Consider the following 14968-nt stretch of genomic DNA (forward strand, 5'->3'; position numbering starts at 1 on the left):
CGAGTTGAGACATCTGCGTATCGGGATGATCCTTTCGAGCATTGAGACGCTCAGCGTCCTCTTCCTACGGTGACGGTATGGAACTGGAGCGCATCACGCTGGGGAACGTCGAGGTGTTCAAGGTCGTCGAGCTGCAAGGGAGGTTCGGGGCGCCCGGGGCGATGATCCCGGACCTGCCCCCCGAAGTCTGGCGGGAGAACCGGGAGTGGCTGGTCCCCGACTTCTGGGATCCGGACAGCGACAGTGTCGTGGCCGCCGTACAGACCTGGGTGCTGCGCAGCGAGGGACGGACGGTGCTGGTCGACACCGGGGTGGGCAACGGGCGGGAGCGGCCGGGCGCACCGCACTTCGCCGGGTGGGACACGGACTTCCTCGACCGGCTGGCCCGTGCCGGGGTGCGGCCCGAGGACGTCGACGTCGTCGTCAACACGCACCTGCACGGCGATCACGTCGGCTGGAACACCGTCGAGCGCGACGGCGCGTGGGTGCCCACCTTCCCGAACGCCACCTACCTGATCCCGGCCGCCGACCACGCCTTCTACGGCCCCGGCGGCGCGGCACGCACGGCCGGCGACAACCATCGCTTCGTCTTCGCCGACAGTGTCGAGCCGGTGGTGCGGTCGGGCCGGGCGGTGCTGTGGGACGGCACGCACCGCGTCGACGGCAACCTCGTCCTGGAGTCCGCGCCGGGTCACACTCCCGGCTCCTCGGTGCTGCGCCTCGCCTCGGGCGGCGACCGGGCCGTGTTCGTCGGCGATCTCGTGCACAGCCCGGTCCAGCTTCTCGAACCGTCGTGCAGCAGCGGTCTGTGCCAGGACCCGCGCCGGTCCGCGGCCAGCCGTCGCCGCATCCTCGAACGGGCCGCGGACGAGCGCGAGTTGGTGATCCCGGCGCACTTCGCGGGCTCGGGCGCGGCGGAGGTCCGCCGCGAGGGCGACCGGTTCGGACTCGGGCTGTGGGCGGCCCGGGACACCTCCCCGCGCCCGCCCGTCACGCCCGCCGGAAGCTGAGCGTCTCCCCCAGGGCGCCCGAGCGCCACAGGTCGTTGCAGGCCTCGGCCATCGCGTCGAGGCCCTCGGTCACCTGACCCCAGACGATGCCGGGCACCCAGCCCACGTCTCCGTTGAGCAGCAGGTTGTTGCGCTCGTAGAAGAGGGCGAGGTCGACGACCGTGGTGCCCGGCCGTAGCTCGGTGTCGTAGCCGTACGCCTTGGTGCCCAACTCGGAGCCGGCGAAGGCGAAATAGCAGAGATCGCCCGGTATGGGGGTGATAGTGGGATTTTCCAGAGGTGGTTCCTGTGCCGCGAAGGGCGGGAAAAGGGCGTAGATCTCATTGCGTGCGTACTTCGCGTGGTAGACGTCGCCGCCCAGCGGGAGGGCGTCCCACACCGCCGCGCAGGTGACCGGCGCCCGGTCGTCGAGGAGCTTTGCCGTGCAGTGGACCCCCCGCTTGAGCAGGGAGACTTCGATGTAGCGATCAGCCATGCACTCCATGGTCCCTCCGCGGTCAAGGGGGCGTCGAGCCCGGGCGGGCCGAAATTGATCCGCATGGGACGGCTGGACTCGGGTAGCCGCGCGCCCATGGCTCCACCACAAGGGAACAACGACGATCAGGACGCAGGCATAAGAGGGCCCAGCCGGCGATCGCTGCTCACGGGCGCCTCGGCGCTCGGCGCGGTCGGCGCGCTGGGAGCCGCCGGCTGCAGCCGCGTGGCCACGGCCTCCACCACCGAGGGCGGTGATCTCCTCGACCGGCTGAAGGCCCAGGGTGTCGTACGCCTGGGCATCGCCGGTGAGATCCCCTTCGGCTACATCGACAGGAACGGCGAGCTGACCGGCGAGGCGCCGGAGCTGGCGAAAGTCATCTTCAAGCGGCTGGGCGTCGACCGGGTGCAGCCCGTCCCGACGGAGTTCGGTTCGCTCATCCCGGGCCTCAACTCGCAGCAGTTCGACGTGGTCTCCGCGGGGATGTACATCAACCCGGACCGCTGCGAGCAGGTCATCTTCTCCGACCCGGACTACCAGATGCTGGACGCCTTCATCGTCCGCAAGGGCAATCCGAAGGACCTGCACGACTACAAGGACGTCGTCGGGAAGAAGGCGAAGTTCGCCACCGGGACCGGCTATGCGGAGATCCAGTACGCCGTGGAGGCCGGGTACAAGGAGAGCGACATCCTGATCGTGCCGGATCAGGTGGCCGGGCTGAACGCCGTGGAGGCGGGGCGCGTCGACGTCTTCGCCGGTACGGCGCTCACGGTCCGCGAGGTGGTCAAGAAGTCCGGCAGGACCGAGAGCACGAAGCCCTTCGCCCCGCTGGTGAAGGGCAAGCCGCATGTGGACGGCGGCGGCTTCGCCTTCCGGCCGACCGAGACGAAGCTGCGGGACGCCTTCAACCGCGAGCTGGCGAAGATGAAGAAGAGCGGTGAGCTCTTCCGGATCCTGAAGCCGTTCGGCTTCACCAAGTCCGAGATGACCGGCATGACCGCGAAGGAGCTCTGCGGCGGATGACCTCGGGACTCTGGGAACTGGTACTCAAGGGGATCTGGACCACCGTCCAGCTGCTGGTGTTCAGCGCGCTGCTGGCCACGGCCGTCTCCTTCGTCGTGGGCATCGCGCGCACCTCCCGGCTGTGGATCGTCCGCTTCCTCGCGGGCTTCTACACCGAGGTGTTCCGCGGTACCTCGGCGCTCATCATGATCTTCTGGGTGTTCTTCGTGCTGCCGCCCGCCTTCGGCTGGCAGCTGGTGCCCCTGTGGGCCGGCACGCTGGCGCTCGGACTGACCTACGGCGCGTACGGCGCCGAGGTGGTGCGCGGTGCCCTGAACGCCGTCGACCCCGCGCAGCTCGAGGGCGGGATCGCGCTCAGCTTCACGCCCTGGCAGCGGATGCGGCTGATCCTGCTGCCGCAGGCGGTGCCGGAGATGATCCCGTCGTTCTCGAACCTGCTGGTCGAACTGCTCAAGGGCACCGCCCTGGTGTCGGTCATGGGCATGGGCGACCTGGCGTTCAGCGGCAACCTGGTACGGCTCGCCCTCCAGGAGAGCGCGGAGATCTACACGTACATCCTGCTGATCTACTTCGTGATCGCCTTCCTGCTCACCCGGATCATGCGGGGTCTCGAGCGGCGGCTGAAGGCGGGGCTCGGCCGCGCGCCGCAGCGCAAGGGCGCGTGGTCGCTACGGCGTGACGCGGCGGACACGGCGACGGCCGGCGCCGGAACCGGGGGTGCGCGATGAAGTGGGACTGGAGCGCGGTCGGCGATTTCATGCCGCACTTCCGGGACGGCCTGCTGGTCACCCTGCAGGCGCTGGTGCTCGGCTCGCTGATCTCCTTCGCCCTCGGTCTGCTCTGGGCGCTGCTGATGCGGACGCCGACGCGCTGGGTGCGCTGGCCGGTCGGGGTCGTCACGGAGTTCGTCCGCAACACCCCGCTGCTCGTGCAGCTGTTCTTCCTCTTCTATGTGCTGCCGGAGTGGGGACTCACGTTCTCCGCGCTGACCACCGGTGTGGTCGCGATCGGGCTGCACTACTCGACGTACACGATGCAGGTCTACCGAGCCGGCATCGAGGGAGTGCCCGCCGGCCAGTGGGAAGCGGCCACGGCACTCAACCTGCCCCTGACGCGCACCTGGACCGCGGTGATCCTGCCGCAGGCGATTCGCCGGGTGGTGCCCGCGCTGGGCAACTACGTCATCTCGATGCTCAAGGACACGCCCCTGCTGATGGCGATCACCGTGCTGGACATGCTCGGTGAGGCGCGGCTCTTCTCTCAGGAGCACTTCCAGTTCACCGAGCCGCTCACGGTCATCGGCGTGGCCTTCATCCTCATTTCCTATCCGGCTTCCCTCCTCATGCGAGCCCTGGAGCGACGTCTTGTCCGCTGACATCAATCCCGTAAAAGATCCCGCGAATCCGCCGGTGGACGGCAGCGAGCTGATCCGCTTCGACCGGGTCACCAAGCGCTTCGGGGACAACACCGTGCTCGACGGGCTCGACTTCTCGGTCGAGTCCGGCAAGCACGTCACGCTGATCGGCCCGTCAGGCTCCGGCAAGACGACGATCCTGCGGCTGCTGATGACCCTGACCAGACCCGACGAGGGCACGATCAAGGTGGGCGGCGACTGTCTGACCCACGAGGAGAGGAACGGAAAGCTGGTCCCGGCCGGCGAGAAGCACATCCGGGAGGTCCGCAAGAACATCGGGATGGTGTTCCAGCAGTTCAACCTCTTCCCGAACATGAAGGTGCTGCGGAACATCACCGAGGCGCCGGTCACCGTCCTCGGCCTGTCCCGGGACGAGGCCGAGCAGCGGGCCCGGGAGCTGCTCGACCTGGTGGGTCTGACCGACCACATCGACAAGTACCCGAGCCAGCTCTCCGGCGGCCAGCAGCAGCGGGTGGCCATCGCGCGGGCGCTGGCGATGCGGCCGCAGGTGCTGCTCCTGGACGAGGTGACGTCCGCGCTCGACCCCGAACTGGTCGCGGGTGTCCTCGACGTCCTCCGTGACATCGCCCGCACCACGGACATCACGATGCTCTGTGTGACCCACGAGATGAATTTCGCCCGCGACATATCGGACCAGGTTCTGATGTTCGACTCGGGCCGGGTCATCGAGGCGGGGCCGCCCGAGAGGATCTTCAGCGATCCGGAACACGACCGGACGCGGGAATTCCTCAGCGCGGTTCTCTGACTACGAGAAGTGAACACGCAAGGCGCGAGGTCCAGCCGGTGGGACATGACTCCTGAGTCGTGACACTGGCATATGCCAGGGTGGCGCGCTCCTGCTGAGAGGCATGGAACGCGCCACCAATCTCGTCAACAGACGCTCACAGCAGGCACTTTGGTGGTTATCGTGGAGAGAGCCCGCCGTCCGGGCTTGTTCCGCCGAGCCGGGCCGAAAAGCGCAGGGGGAAACCGTGGCGCTGATGAACGAGCCGACCGCTCCGTACCACTCGGCTCAGGACGCCCTTCGCGTCCTGGAGACAGTGGCGCAGCAGAGCACCGGCACCACCGACACTGAACTCGCCCGCGAGACGGGCCTCGGCACGGACCGGCTCACCGCACTCCTGCGGATGCTGCGCCGCGAGGGGTACGTCGAGCAGATCACCGACGGCGCCTATGTGGCCGGCGCCTCCCTCAACAGGCTCGGCTCCGCGCACGGGCGCGACCAGGCCCTGCACGAGAAGCTCCAGCACACGCTGGACCGGCTGCGCGACTCGGTGGGCGCGGCCGTCTACATCAGCCGGTACATCGACGGCGAGGTGCACGTCACCCAGTACGCCGAGGGTCCCGCCACGCCCGCGGTCAACGAGTGGGTGGACTTCCGCTCCTCCGCCCACGCCAGCGCGGTCGGCAAGAGCCTGCTGGGCCAGCTGGATCTGAACGGCCGTCGCGACCACCTCTCCCGCCACAAGATGGCCCGCCTCACCTCGCGGACCATCACCAACGAGCGGGTGCTGCTCAGCCGGCTCGACGCCCAGCCGCCGACGGTGCCGGTGCTCGACCTCCAGGAGTACGCGGTCGGCACGGTGTGCGCGGCCGTCCCGATCACCGCGGGCTCCTCCGTCGGGTGCCTCGCGCTGTCCCTGCCGGTCGAGCACGCGCACCGGCTGCGGCAGGCCGCGCAGACGCTGAACCGGGGCGCGGCTCCGGTGCTGCTCTCCCTGGCCATCTAGGACAGGGCCTTGATTCCGGCCACCCGGCTCGCGCCCGGGTGGTCAGAACCATCCCTCCGGACCGGGTAGTATTTTCTCTGTCGTCAGCCCGCGAGAGCGGGTCGGCGAGAGTCATGCGCCGCTAGCTCAGTTGGTTAGAGCAGCTGACTCTTAATCAGCGGGTCCGGGGTTCGAGTCCCTGGCGGCGCACCATCTGCGATCTGGGCGTTCTCCTCTTGGGAGAACGCCCTTGGTCGTTTTCGGGGGCGGATGCCAGTGCCGCATCAGGCAACGTTCACCCTGCCCCCGCCCTCCGGTGGCGGCGTGGTTGAGACCAGTCGGTTCGTGATCTCCTCGGCGGGGCCCGGGCGGCGCCAGTCGGTGCCGGCATGCGGGAGGAAGGGCAGGGCGCGCGGCCGGTCCAGTCCGATGGGTGTCGTCGAAGATGGTCCAGATCACCGGGATCGAGGCGGCCCGGCAGTCCTCGACCAGCTGCCGCAGCCGGGGAGCCGTCCGGGTGGCCGCGGGCACCCGGTCTTCGCCGCCCGGCCTGCGGGCGTGGGCGGGTTTGTGCGGCTTCGGTTCCCGACCTGCGGGGGTGCGGCGGGTTTGTGCTGCCTCGCCGCACGGCCTGCGGGGCTCGCCGGCCGTGGAGGCTCGTGGGAGTCATGCCCTCAGGTACGTCAGCACCGCGAGCACGCGGCGGTGGGTGTCGACGGCCGGGGGCAGGTCGAGCTTTCCGAGGATGTTGCCGATGTGCTTGCCGACGGCGGCCTCGGTGACGACCAGGTCGCGGGCTATCGCCCCGTTCGACCTGCCCTCCGCGACCAGCGCGAGCACCTCCCGCTCGCGGGGCGTCAGCGCCGCGAGCGGATCACGCCGGCGCCGCAGCAGCTGCCGTACGACCTCCGGGTCGACGACCGTGCCGCCCGCGGCGACCCGCTCCACCGCCTCGGCGAACTGCTCGACCTGTCCGATCCGGTCCTTGAGCAGATAGCCGACGCCGGTGCCGTCCCCGGTGTCCAGCAGCTCGGCGGCGTACGCGCGCTGGACGTACTGGCTCAGCACGAGGACCGGCAGCGCGGGGTCGTCCGCGCGCAGGGCGAGGGCCGCGCGGAGCCCCTCGTCCTGGAAGCCGGGCGGCATCCGGACGTCGGTGACGACGAGATCGGGGCCGTACGAGGAGACGGCCGCGCGCAGCCCGTCCGCGTCGCCGACCGCCGCGACGACCTCGTGCCCGAAGCGGGCCAGCAGTCCCACGAGTCCCTCGCGCAGCAGCACACCGTCCTCGGCGAGCACGACTCTCAGCTGGGCAGGCACGGGATCTCCAGGTGTACGGCGGTCGGCCCGCCGGCCGGGCTCGTGACGGTCAGTGTCCCATCGAGGACCGCGAGCCGGTCGGCGAGCCCGGCCAGCCCGGAACCCCGGCCCGGCTCCGCTCCCCCGCACCCGTCGTCCCGCACCTCGATCACCAGCCGCCCGGCGCCGTACCGCCCGTTGACCCACGCCCGCCCCGCCCCGCTGTGCCGGCCCACGTTGGCGAGCGCCTCCCGCACCGCGAAGTACGCGGCCGACTCGACGGGTTCGGCGAACCTCGGCAGCTCCGCGTCCACCTCCACGGGAACGGCGGACCGGTCCGCGGCATCGGCGATCGCGTCGCCGAGCCCGTAGTCGGCGAGGACCTGCGGATGAATGCCGTGGATCAACTCCCGTAGCTCGGAGAGGACTTGACCCGCTTCCGCGTGTGCGGCCGCGAGCTGCGCGGCCAGTCGGGGCGGCGCGTCGAGGCGGGCGAGACCCAGGTGCATGCTCAGCGCCACCAGCCGCTGCTGCGCCCCGTCGTGCAGATCCCGCTCGATCCGGCGCCGCTCCGCCTCGAACGCGGCCACCAGCCGGGCCCGCGACTCGGTGACCTCGGCCAGCCGCAGCTCGGTGGCGCGCGGAGCGAGCAGCAGCCACGCCAGAGCGACACGGGCCCGGGCGTACCGGCCGAGGGGCCACAGAAGCAGCAGCAGGAGTACGGCGCCGGCGACCGCGCAGACCATCGCCTGCGGGTAGGTGTCGATCAGCCACAGCTTGGCGATCCGGGTGTCGCCACCGGCGAGGGCGAGTTGCAGGGGCGCCCCGAGCAGCGCTCCGGGCACACCGAGCGCGGCCGCCAGCACCAGTAGATCGAGCGGCCACAGGACGAGCGCGAGCAGTGCGGCGTACGCCAGTTCGCGCCAGGTCGCCTGCTCGGTGAGCCGCAGCCGGGCCCAGGCGACGAGGCCCGGCACGGCCGGGACGCGGTGCGGGTCGGCCGGCGGCACCGGGTCGACGAGCCGCAGCCGGCGACGCTCCAGGGCCCCGACGGGTACGCCGGACAGCGCGAGCATCACCAGCAGCGGCAGCCCCACGAGTACGGGCGTCAGTGCGGCACCGGCGACTCCGAGGACCAGCAGTCCCACGAGCAGCGGGACGCCGACGAGCACGCCCGTGACGAGGTGGGCGAGCGCACGCAGAGGGAACCGCCGAAGACCGCTGATCATGCGCCCACCGTAGGCGGCGCCGCGGGACACGGACCATACGGGCAGGGGGTCTTCCGGGGTAGGTCCAGCCCTACCCCCTGGGCCCTACCCCCTGGGCCCTACCCCCGGCCCTGCACCGCGTCCCGGTCCACCGCCGTGCCTCCGTCCCCCAGCAGGTGCTCACGGCCCCGCGCCCGGTACTCCGCCGTCAACTCCCGCACATCCGCCTGCCGCAGCCGGCGGTAGGCGCTCTCCCCGGGCGGCCGCCACCACACCGGGTCGGGGCAGCGGAAACCCTCGCGCCGCAGCCGTACCCGATGGATCTTGTTGGTCGCGGTGACCGGCATCCGGTCCACGATCCGCAGGAACCGCGGTGCCATCTTGGTGCCCAAGTCCGGCTGGGACAGCAGGAATTCGGCGAAGGCGAGCGGATCGAAGGACGCGGGTCCTGAGTGCAGGGCGAGCGTCGCCATCACCTGGTCGCCGGCCACCGGGTCCGGCACCGCGTACACCGCGACGGCCGCCGTGCGGCGGTCGCGGGCGAGGATGTTCTCGATCACCGCGGCGGCCAGGTTCTCGCTGTCGACGCGCAGCCTGTCGTCCGTGCGGCCGGCGAAGTACAGGAAGCCGTCCGTGTCGCGGTAGAAGAGGTCTCCGGTCCAGTAGCCGTCGTCGCGCTGCCGGGCCGCCTCCGCCTCCGGGTTGCGCCAGTACCCCTCGAAGGGGTTGGGGCCGCGGTTCACCAACTCTCCTATGGCCTCGGAGCCGTTGAGCAGCCGCCCCGCGTCGGTGAACACCGCCGGCGGGCACTCCCGGCGGGTGGCCGGGTCGACCACCGCGAGGTCGTCGCCGGGGGCCGCCCGGCCGATGGCGCCCGACGGGGTCCCGGGGGTCCACTGGATCGCCGCGCCGCCCTCCGAGGAGCCGTAGCCCTCCACGAGCCGCACCCCGAAGCGCCGCTGGAAGGCCGCCGCGTCGACCGCGCCCGCCTCCGTACCGAAGCCGAGGCGCAGCGCGTGGTCGCGGTCGTCGGGCCGGGCCGGGGTCGCCAGGAGGTACTGGACGGCGCGCCCGACATAGGTGAAGTACGTGGCCCCGCAGGCCCGGACGTCCGCCAGGAAGCCGGACGCCGAGAAGCGCCGGCGCAGCGCGATACCGGCGCCCGCAGCGAGCGCGGGCGCCCAGTCGGCGATCACCGCGTTGCCGTGGAACATCGGCATGCAGATGTAGTGGACGTCGTCCCGGCGCACCCCGAAGTGGTCGACCAGCGACCGGCCGGCGGCCGCCAGGCGTCCCTGGGTGCAGATCGCCGCCTTGGGGGCGCCGGTGGAACCGGAGGTGAAGTAGAGCAGGAGCCGGTCCGACGCGGTGGCCGACGAGGCGTCCGGTTTCGCGCCCTCGTACGAGGAGAGGAGTTCGGCGTACGCGTCGGTATCGGTCACCAGGACGCGTACGCCCGGGAGTTCGAGGCCGTCGAGGAGCGGCAGGTGGACTCGCTCGGTGACCAGGACGCGGCAGTCGGTGTGCCGGATGTCGCGGGCCAGTTCGGGGCCGCGGCGCGTGGGGTTGATGCCGGCGACGGCCGCCCCGGCCAGCGCGGCCGCACTCAACCACATCGGGTATTCGGGGGTGTTGTCGAGCAGCACGCCGACGTGCGGCTCCGCGCCCGGCGGCAGCAGGTCGGCCAGCAGCGCCGCCCGCGCCGCCGCGCCCGCCGCCACCCGGTGGTGGCTCAGCATCCGCCCCTCGAACCACAGCCCCGGCCGGTGGTCGTCCCACCGCTCCCGCACGAGCTCCGCGACGGTACCCCTCATGGATCCCATGGGGGCGCACGGTAACTGACATACCGTCAGATGTGGAGAGCCGGGGCGGTCACGGCATGCTCGTGAACAGGTCGTCGGCCGCGAAGGCCTGGTGATACGTGACCATGAAGCCGATGCAGAAGGCGATGAACACGGCGAAGAAGACCAGGAGGCCGACCGTCCCCGCGGCCGCCCTGCCGGACGCCGGGGGGTGGGCGGTGGCCCGCTCGGGGTGCTTGGCCGTGTAGTGCACGGTGACGATGTCGCCCTCGATGACGGTCGACGGGCCGTCCGCCTCCTCCAGGCGGACCGGCCGGCCCTCGCGCGTGCTGAACTCGTACACGTGGTGCAGTGTCGTGCGCACGGAGCTGTCACCGCCGCCCCGCGTCGTCGTGTACGTCCGCAGACAGCGCGCCTCCGCCGTCAGCCCGCTGTTCCAGGCGCTCCTCAGGTGCAGCGAGCGCCTGACCACTCTGATCGCGGCCAGGAGGACCATGGCGATCATCAGGCTCGGCACGACGTAGAAAAAGGCATCCATTGTGTTCCCCCGATGTCCACTGCCCCGTCGGAGACTGCCGACGTGCAGGGAACCTACCCGCGCCGCACGGGTGCGCGCCTCAAGGGATGCTCAGAACATGTATCAGCCGTACTGCACCATCGCGTTGATGATGACGACGACGCCCACGCCGATGAGGATCAGCCAGATCACCGTCAGCGCCATGTCCTTGCCCGCCTGGGGCTCGGACGCGGTCGCCTTGTCGGGCCGGTCCGGCGCGTAGTAGACGACGGTCTCGTCGCCGACGACCCGGTTCGCGGGGCCGCCGGACTCCTCGAAGCGGACGGCGCGGCCGTCGCCCGTGGTGAAGTCGTACTGGTGGAACTGGATGCGCCGGGGCATGTTGTTGACCATCTGGACCCGCACCCACGCCCGCACCACGCGGGCCCGCGCGCTGAGCCCGCTCTCCCAGGCCTCCTGCCGCTCCTTGGTCCTGCGGACGATGGCGTAGGCGGCCCAGAGCATGCCGATGATGATCAGCGGCATCAATATGGTGAAGACGGCGTCCATGACAGCGCACCCCCGTGCTCGAATACGGATCCGTGTGCGCCGTGCCGACCGGAGTCGATCACGGCGCACGCGGACCCTACCCGAGCGCGTTCGGGCCGGGACACCCGAGCGTGGATCAGAAGGTGACGTCCGCGCAGGAGTAGAAGGCGTTCGCCGTGTCGGCGATCGTCCACACCGCGAGGATGACGTGGTGGCCGGTCCGGCCCGTGGGAATCGTGCCACTGTGCGAGAGCGTGGACGGCGGGCGCGCGTTGTTGTAGGGGACGGTGAGGAACGGCGTGGTGTTCAGGTCCGCGCGGGTCAACGCATGGTTCGCGTTCCAGCCCTGCTTGGTGAGGTAGTACTTGAAGTCGGTCGTGGCGTGACTGGCCGTGAACTGCCACCGGAAGGTGTAGCTCTGGCCGCCGGTGACCTTGGTCGTCGGCCAGGCGCCGCCGTCCGGCTTCGTCGGACTGTTCAGCTGACCGAATTCGGTGTGGTTCGCCGAGCAGATCTGGCCGTCGGCGGGTCCCGCGCCGGGGAACCCCTTCGGGCCCTCGACGCTCTGCGGCTCCCACTGGATGTTGCCGCAGTTGGTCACCGTGCCGTTCTGACACAGTTTCTGCCGACTGACGGGGAGGTCGGTGTAGCCGTGGCCGCTCGCGCCACCGGCCGAGAGCACAAAGGCCCCGGCGGTGGTCAGACCGAGGGCGGCCGCGTACCACTTCGCTTTCTTGGTCGTCCGTATGCGCATGGCTGCCGCTCCTGGAGTACGTGGGGAAGTTCCGTGAGCTGTGCGCGCGTTTCTTCAGGTCTAGACCAAGTCCCAGATTATTGCCAGTAGTTGAACATGTCCATACCAATCAGCAAGCCAGTTCTGTACGGCGCCCACGCCCCTGACGGCCCCTCACGCGCCGTCGCCGCTGCGGCCCGTGCAGAAGGCCACCGTCAGGTCCTTCACCAGCGCCTTGCGTTCGTAGTCGTCGAGTTCGACCAGACCGCGCATGGTCAGCCGGGTCACCGTGTCCTCGACCGAGTCGACGACGGAGGTGAGCACGGTGTCGCGGTGCTGGGCGTCGAGCGCCGCGATCCGGCGGCGCTGCATCCGGTCCGCGACCTCGGGGGCGTACTCGATCCGGATCGGCTGCGCCGAGAACACCTCCAGACCGACCGGCGCCGTGTCCGCGACCACCATCCGGGTCAGCGCGTCGCCGACCGCCTCGGTGTTGCGGAGCGTCGGGCCGTCCTTGCCGAGCACCCCGCGCCCGCCCGTCGGCACATCGGCCGGCAGCTGCGAGAGCACCCGGGCCAGCGCCGCCTCCACACATTCGCGCAGATACGTCTGGTGGTCCTCGACGCCGAGCGTGGCGCGCGCGGTGTCCCTGACCCGCCAGACCACGAGTACGACGACCCGCAGCGCGACCCCGTTCGCGTCGACCGCGGCCATCGGCTCACTGCGCCAGTGCCGCAGCCGTACGTCGACCCGGCGGCGCAGCACCAGCGGGTTGACCCACATCAGGCCGGTGCGCCGGACCGTGCCCCGGTAGCGGCCGAAGAGCCCGAGCACCCAGGCCCGCCCGGCCCGGCCCCGGGCGAGCCCGCCGAAGCCGAACAGCCCGAGGGCACCGGCTCCGGCGTACGCGCTCCACTGGGCGGGGCCGAGCCCGGCGGCGAACACCGGCAGTTCGAGCGCCCGCGTCACGGTCGGCGGCAGCACCCCCGCCCACCAGGAGGTGAGCACGCATCCGGCCACCCCGCAGGCGCCGGCCAGCACACCGGCCGCTCCCGGCAGCACCCGCGCCGGACGCTCGGCCAGTTCGGGATCGACCTCCGGGACCGGCCGGGCCCGCACCGGAGCGGGACGCCGGACCCGCGGCTGCTCCCCCGTGCCGCGCCGCCGCCCCACGACGGCGGGCGCGACCGGTACGGAGACCGGGACGGGGTCGTCCCGGAAGAGCAGGTGGACGGGGATCTCGGTGGTCGCCTCGTTGTGGATGACCCGGGCGGACCGCGGGGCCGTCTCCGGGGCTGCCTCCGGGGGCGGCCCGGAGGCAACCCCTTCGGACTCCGGGGTGTGTGAAGTCGTCGTAGTCATACGTGCCTCCATGCCTCCGCGCCTGGAAGTGTTGTCACGAGCTGCGTCAGAACGCCGGTGTGCCCGGACCCGGCACACCCTGCCTCGGGGCCCTGGTGCCTCGGTGCCTCGGTGCCTCGGCGCCCCGGTGCGTCAGGGCGTCAGGGCGTCAAGAGAAGAGCCGTCGCCAGGTCTCCGGGCCCGGATAGCCGTCCGCCGCGCCGCCCCGCCAGCCCTGGGACCGCTGGAACGCCTCGACGTTGCGCCGGTCCGACTCGCCCCAGCGCGACCCCGGACCCTGCGTGTAGTACTTGCCGAACCCCTTCTTGACCAGCTGCTTGCCGAGCCGCGTGACATACGCGTTGTCCGCCCCGGGCCGGAACAGCGCGCGCCCCGGGTAGCCGGGCACCCCGTGCGAGGAGGCGCTCGACCCCTTGGGTCCCGGACTGCCCGTCGCCGGGATGTCCCGGCCCTTCTTCTCCACCAGGTACGACCACGTCATCGGCCCCGGCAGACCGTCGGCGTCCGCCCCGCTCCAGCCCTGGGCCTGCTGGAAGGCCTGGGTGGCCCGCCGGTCCGCGTCCGACCAGCGCGGTCCGGGGCCCGTCGTGTAGAACCGGGCCGCGCCCCGTTCCACCAGGAGCCGGCCCAGCCGGCTGACGTGGGGGTTGTCGGCGCCGGGACCGAAATACCAGGACCCGGGGTAGCGGGCCCCCTTGTCGCCCTTGCCGTCCTTCCCCCCCGGCAGCGGCACGGCCGTGACCGTGCCGCCCGTCGTGTCGCTCAGCCCCTTGTAGCGGTACGGCAGATAGTTGTCCGAGTTGCTCCAGTAGCCGTAGGGAGTGGCCTGCTTCCGGGTGTGCGGGCGGGTCTGTTCGTACGCGATGTAGGACGAGTGCGTGTAGTCCGTCCAGCCGCCGAAGATGACCACGTGCGAACCGTTCTCGGGGTTCGACGGATTGTGGAAGAGCAGGATGTCCCCGGGCTCCAGCTGGTCCTTGGCGATCCGTACGCCGTAGGTGTCGAGGCTGCCCGTCCACTCGTTGCCGTCCAGGTTCCAGGCCATCGAGACAAAGCCCGAGCAGTCCTGCCGGTAACCGTCCGACCAGTAGTCGCTCATGCTGTACGGCACCTGGGCGGTGACCCACTTCTTGGCCCGGTTGATGATCTCGGCCCGGGTGGTGGCCGGGGCCTTGGCGGCGGCCGCGGGTTTGCCGGGCCGTTCCACCGGTCTCCCGGACGGGCCGTGCAGGGGAGCCTTTCCGCCCTGCGGGGTGTCAGGCTCGTCACCTGCGGGAATGCCCGGCCTGGCCGGCCCGTGGGTGGCGGCGAGGGCCGGTGCCGGATGGCCTCCGCCGAGCACGGCACCCGCCGCGGCGGCCAGCGCGAGAGCCCCTCGCGCCGCCGGACGGGTGACCGGACCGGACAGCGGTGCACGGGGTTCTCCCGCACCCGGGCGCGCCCGCGCGGGCAGGCCCCCGCGGCTGCGCCAGTGAACACAGCCGAGGCAGTCGCAGTCGCTCGCCGGGGCGATTTCCTCGAAGACCGGAGTCCCCATGCGACTGCCCTCACACTCCAGATCGAAATGTCCGCATTTCTGCACGATCGTCAGTTTCTCAACTGTCATCCGTTGTCGCATGTTGACGGTCCGAATGATGTACGGGCCCTCTCGCGCACCCCGGCCCGCCCGGGCCTCCGCAGTCCGGACCACCGACCCGAATCGGGTAGAGTTCTCCAGGTCAGCGCGCGCCGCTAGCTCAGTTGGTTAGAGCAGCTGACTCTTAATCAGCGGGTCCGGGGTTCGAGTCCCTGGCGGCGCACGATGGCGATGGCGAGGCAGGTTCGCGGACAGCGCGAACCGGTCTCGCCATCGTTGTTCTTGCCCGCC

The 14968-nt window shown here is 71.0% G+C and carries 15 protein-coding genes and 2 tRNA genes; 8 read left to right on the forward strand and 9 right to left on the reverse strand.

The window, feature by feature from the left end; genetic code table 11:
- Positions 1 to 77: 77 nt before the first annotated feature.
- Positions 78 to 1010 carry an MBL fold metallo-hydrolase gene (locus tag ACFWM2_RS26635; protein ID WP_383284843.1) on the forward strand — a complete coding sequence of 311 codons (933 nt, stop codon included), beginning with the start codon at positions 78 to 80 and terminating at the stop codon, positions 1008 to 1010.
- Here the strand turns inward: ACFWM2_RS26635 and ACFWM2_RS26640 are convergent.
- A complete protein-coding gene (locus tag ACFWM2_RS26640) occupies positions 991 to 1485 on the reverse strand; it encodes a DUF3830 family protein (RefSeq protein WP_383284846.1) in 495 nt (164 codons plus the stop codon). The genes ACFWM2_RS26635 and ACFWM2_RS26640 overlap by 20 nt on opposite strands.
- Positions 1486 to 1581: 96 nt before the next feature.
- Here ACFWM2_RS26640 and ehuB point away from each other — a divergent pair, with 96 nt between their 5' ends.
- From ehuB to ACFWM2_RS26670, 6 genes are all read left to right on the forward strand, one after another.
- Complete coding sequence (gene ehuB, locus ACFWM2_RS26645) at positions 1582 to 2508, forward strand: ectoine/hydroxyectoine ABC transporter substrate-binding protein EhuB (RefSeq protein ID WP_383284849.1); 927 nt, start codon at positions 1582 to 1584, stop codon at positions 2506 to 2508.
- A complete protein-coding gene (gene ehuC / locus ACFWM2_RS26650; protein ID WP_383284852.1) occupies positions 2505 to 3236 on the forward strand; it encodes an ectoine/hydroxyectoine ABC transporter permease subunit EhuC in 732 nt (243 codons plus the stop codon). The genes ehuB and ehuC overlap by 4 nt, the downstream gene beginning before the upstream one ends.
- The gene (gene ehuD, locus ACFWM2_RS26655) at positions 3233 to 3883 is read left to right on the forward strand and encodes an ectoine/hydroxyectoine ABC transporter permease subunit EhuD (protein ID WP_383284855.1); all 651 of its coding nucleotides are present in this window, start codon (positions 3233 to 3235) and stop codon (positions 3881 to 3883) included. The genes ehuC and ehuD overlap by 4 nt, the downstream gene beginning before the upstream one ends.
- Complete coding sequence (gene ehuA, locus ACFWM2_RS26660; RefSeq protein ID WP_383284858.1) at positions 3873 to 4688, forward strand: ectoine/hydroxyectoine ABC transporter ATP-binding protein EhuA; 816 nt, start codon at positions 3873 to 3875, stop codon at positions 4686 to 4688. Before ehuD ends, ehuA begins: the two co-directional genes overlap by 11 nt.
- A gap of 226 nt (positions 4689 to 4914) precedes the next feature.
- Positions 4915 to 5673, forward strand: coding sequence for an IclR family transcriptional regulator (locus tag ACFWM2_RS26665; RefSeq protein ID WP_383284862.1), 759 nt, complete (start codon positions 4915 to 4917; stop codon positions 5671 to 5673).
- 115 nt (positions 5674 to 5788) lie between these two features.
- Positions 5789 to 5865: transfer RNA gene (locus ACFWM2_RS26670), tRNA-Lys, on the forward strand.
- A 453-nt stretch (positions 5866 to 6318) separates the two neighbouring features.
- On the opposite strand, the gene ACFWM2_RS26675 is transcribed toward ACFWM2_RS26670, so the two are convergent.
- The 8 genes from ACFWM2_RS26675 to ACFWM2_RS26710 all read right to left on the reverse strand — a co-directional run bounded on the left by ACFWM2_RS26675 (position 6319) and on the right by ACFWM2_RS26710 (position 14638).
- Positions 6319 to 6972, reverse strand: coding sequence for a response regulator (locus ACFWM2_RS26675; RefSeq protein ID WP_383284866.1), 654 nt, complete (start codon positions 6970 to 6972; stop codon positions 6319 to 6321).
- A complete protein-coding gene (locus ACFWM2_RS26680) occupies positions 6957 to 8180 on the reverse strand; it encodes a sensor histidine kinase (protein ID WP_383284869.1) in 1224 nt (407 codons plus the stop codon). Before ACFWM2_RS26680 ends, ACFWM2_RS26675 begins: the two co-directional genes overlap by 16 nt.
- A gap of 98 nt (positions 8181 to 8278) precedes the next feature.
- Positions 8279 to 9982: a long-chain-fatty-acid--CoA ligase gene (locus ACFWM2_RS26685; RefSeq protein ID WP_383284872.1), complete on the reverse strand. Its 1704-nt coding sequence runs from the start codon at positions 9980 to 9982 to the stop codon at positions 8279 to 8281.
- 49 nt (positions 9983 to 10031) lie between these two features.
- Positions 10032 to 10499, reverse strand: a complete 468-nt coding sequence (locus ACFWM2_RS26690; RefSeq protein WP_383284875.1) for a DUF3592 domain-containing protein — start codon at positions 10497 to 10499, stop codon at positions 10032 to 10034.
- 102 nt (positions 10500 to 10601) lie between these two features.
- Entirely contained in the window at positions 10602 to 11027 is a 426-nt protein-coding gene (locus ACFWM2_RS26695; protein WP_383284877.1) for a DUF3592 domain-containing protein, read from the reverse strand.
- 115 nt (positions 11028 to 11142) lie between these two features.
- A complete protein-coding gene (locus ACFWM2_RS26700) occupies positions 11143 to 11760 on the reverse strand; it encodes a lytic polysaccharide monooxygenase (RefSeq protein ID WP_383284880.1) in 618 nt (205 codons plus the stop codon).
- A 153-nt stretch (positions 11761 to 11913) separates the two neighbouring features.
- Positions 11914 to 13101, reverse strand: coding sequence for an SPFH domain-containing protein (locus ACFWM2_RS26705; RefSeq protein WP_383284883.1), 1188 nt, complete (start codon positions 13099 to 13101; stop codon positions 11914 to 11916).
- A 148-nt stretch (positions 13102 to 13249) separates the two neighbouring features.
- Positions 13250 to 14638, reverse strand: coding sequence for a peptidoglycan-binding protein (locus tag ACFWM2_RS26710; protein ID WP_383285353.1), 1389 nt, complete (start codon positions 14636 to 14638; stop codon positions 13250 to 13252).
- Between the two features lie 188 nt (positions 14639 to 14826).
- On the opposite strand from ACFWM2_RS26710, the gene ACFWM2_RS26715 reads away from it, so the two are divergent.
- Positions 14827 to 14900 (forward strand) — tRNA-Lys (locus tag ACFWM2_RS26715).
- Positions 14901 to 14968: the final 68 nt, after the last annotated feature.

The organism is Streptomyces sp. NPDC058371, assembly GCF_042723265.1.
GTDB lineage: Bacteria > Actinomycetota > Actinomycetes > Streptomycetales > Streptomycetaceae > Streptomyces.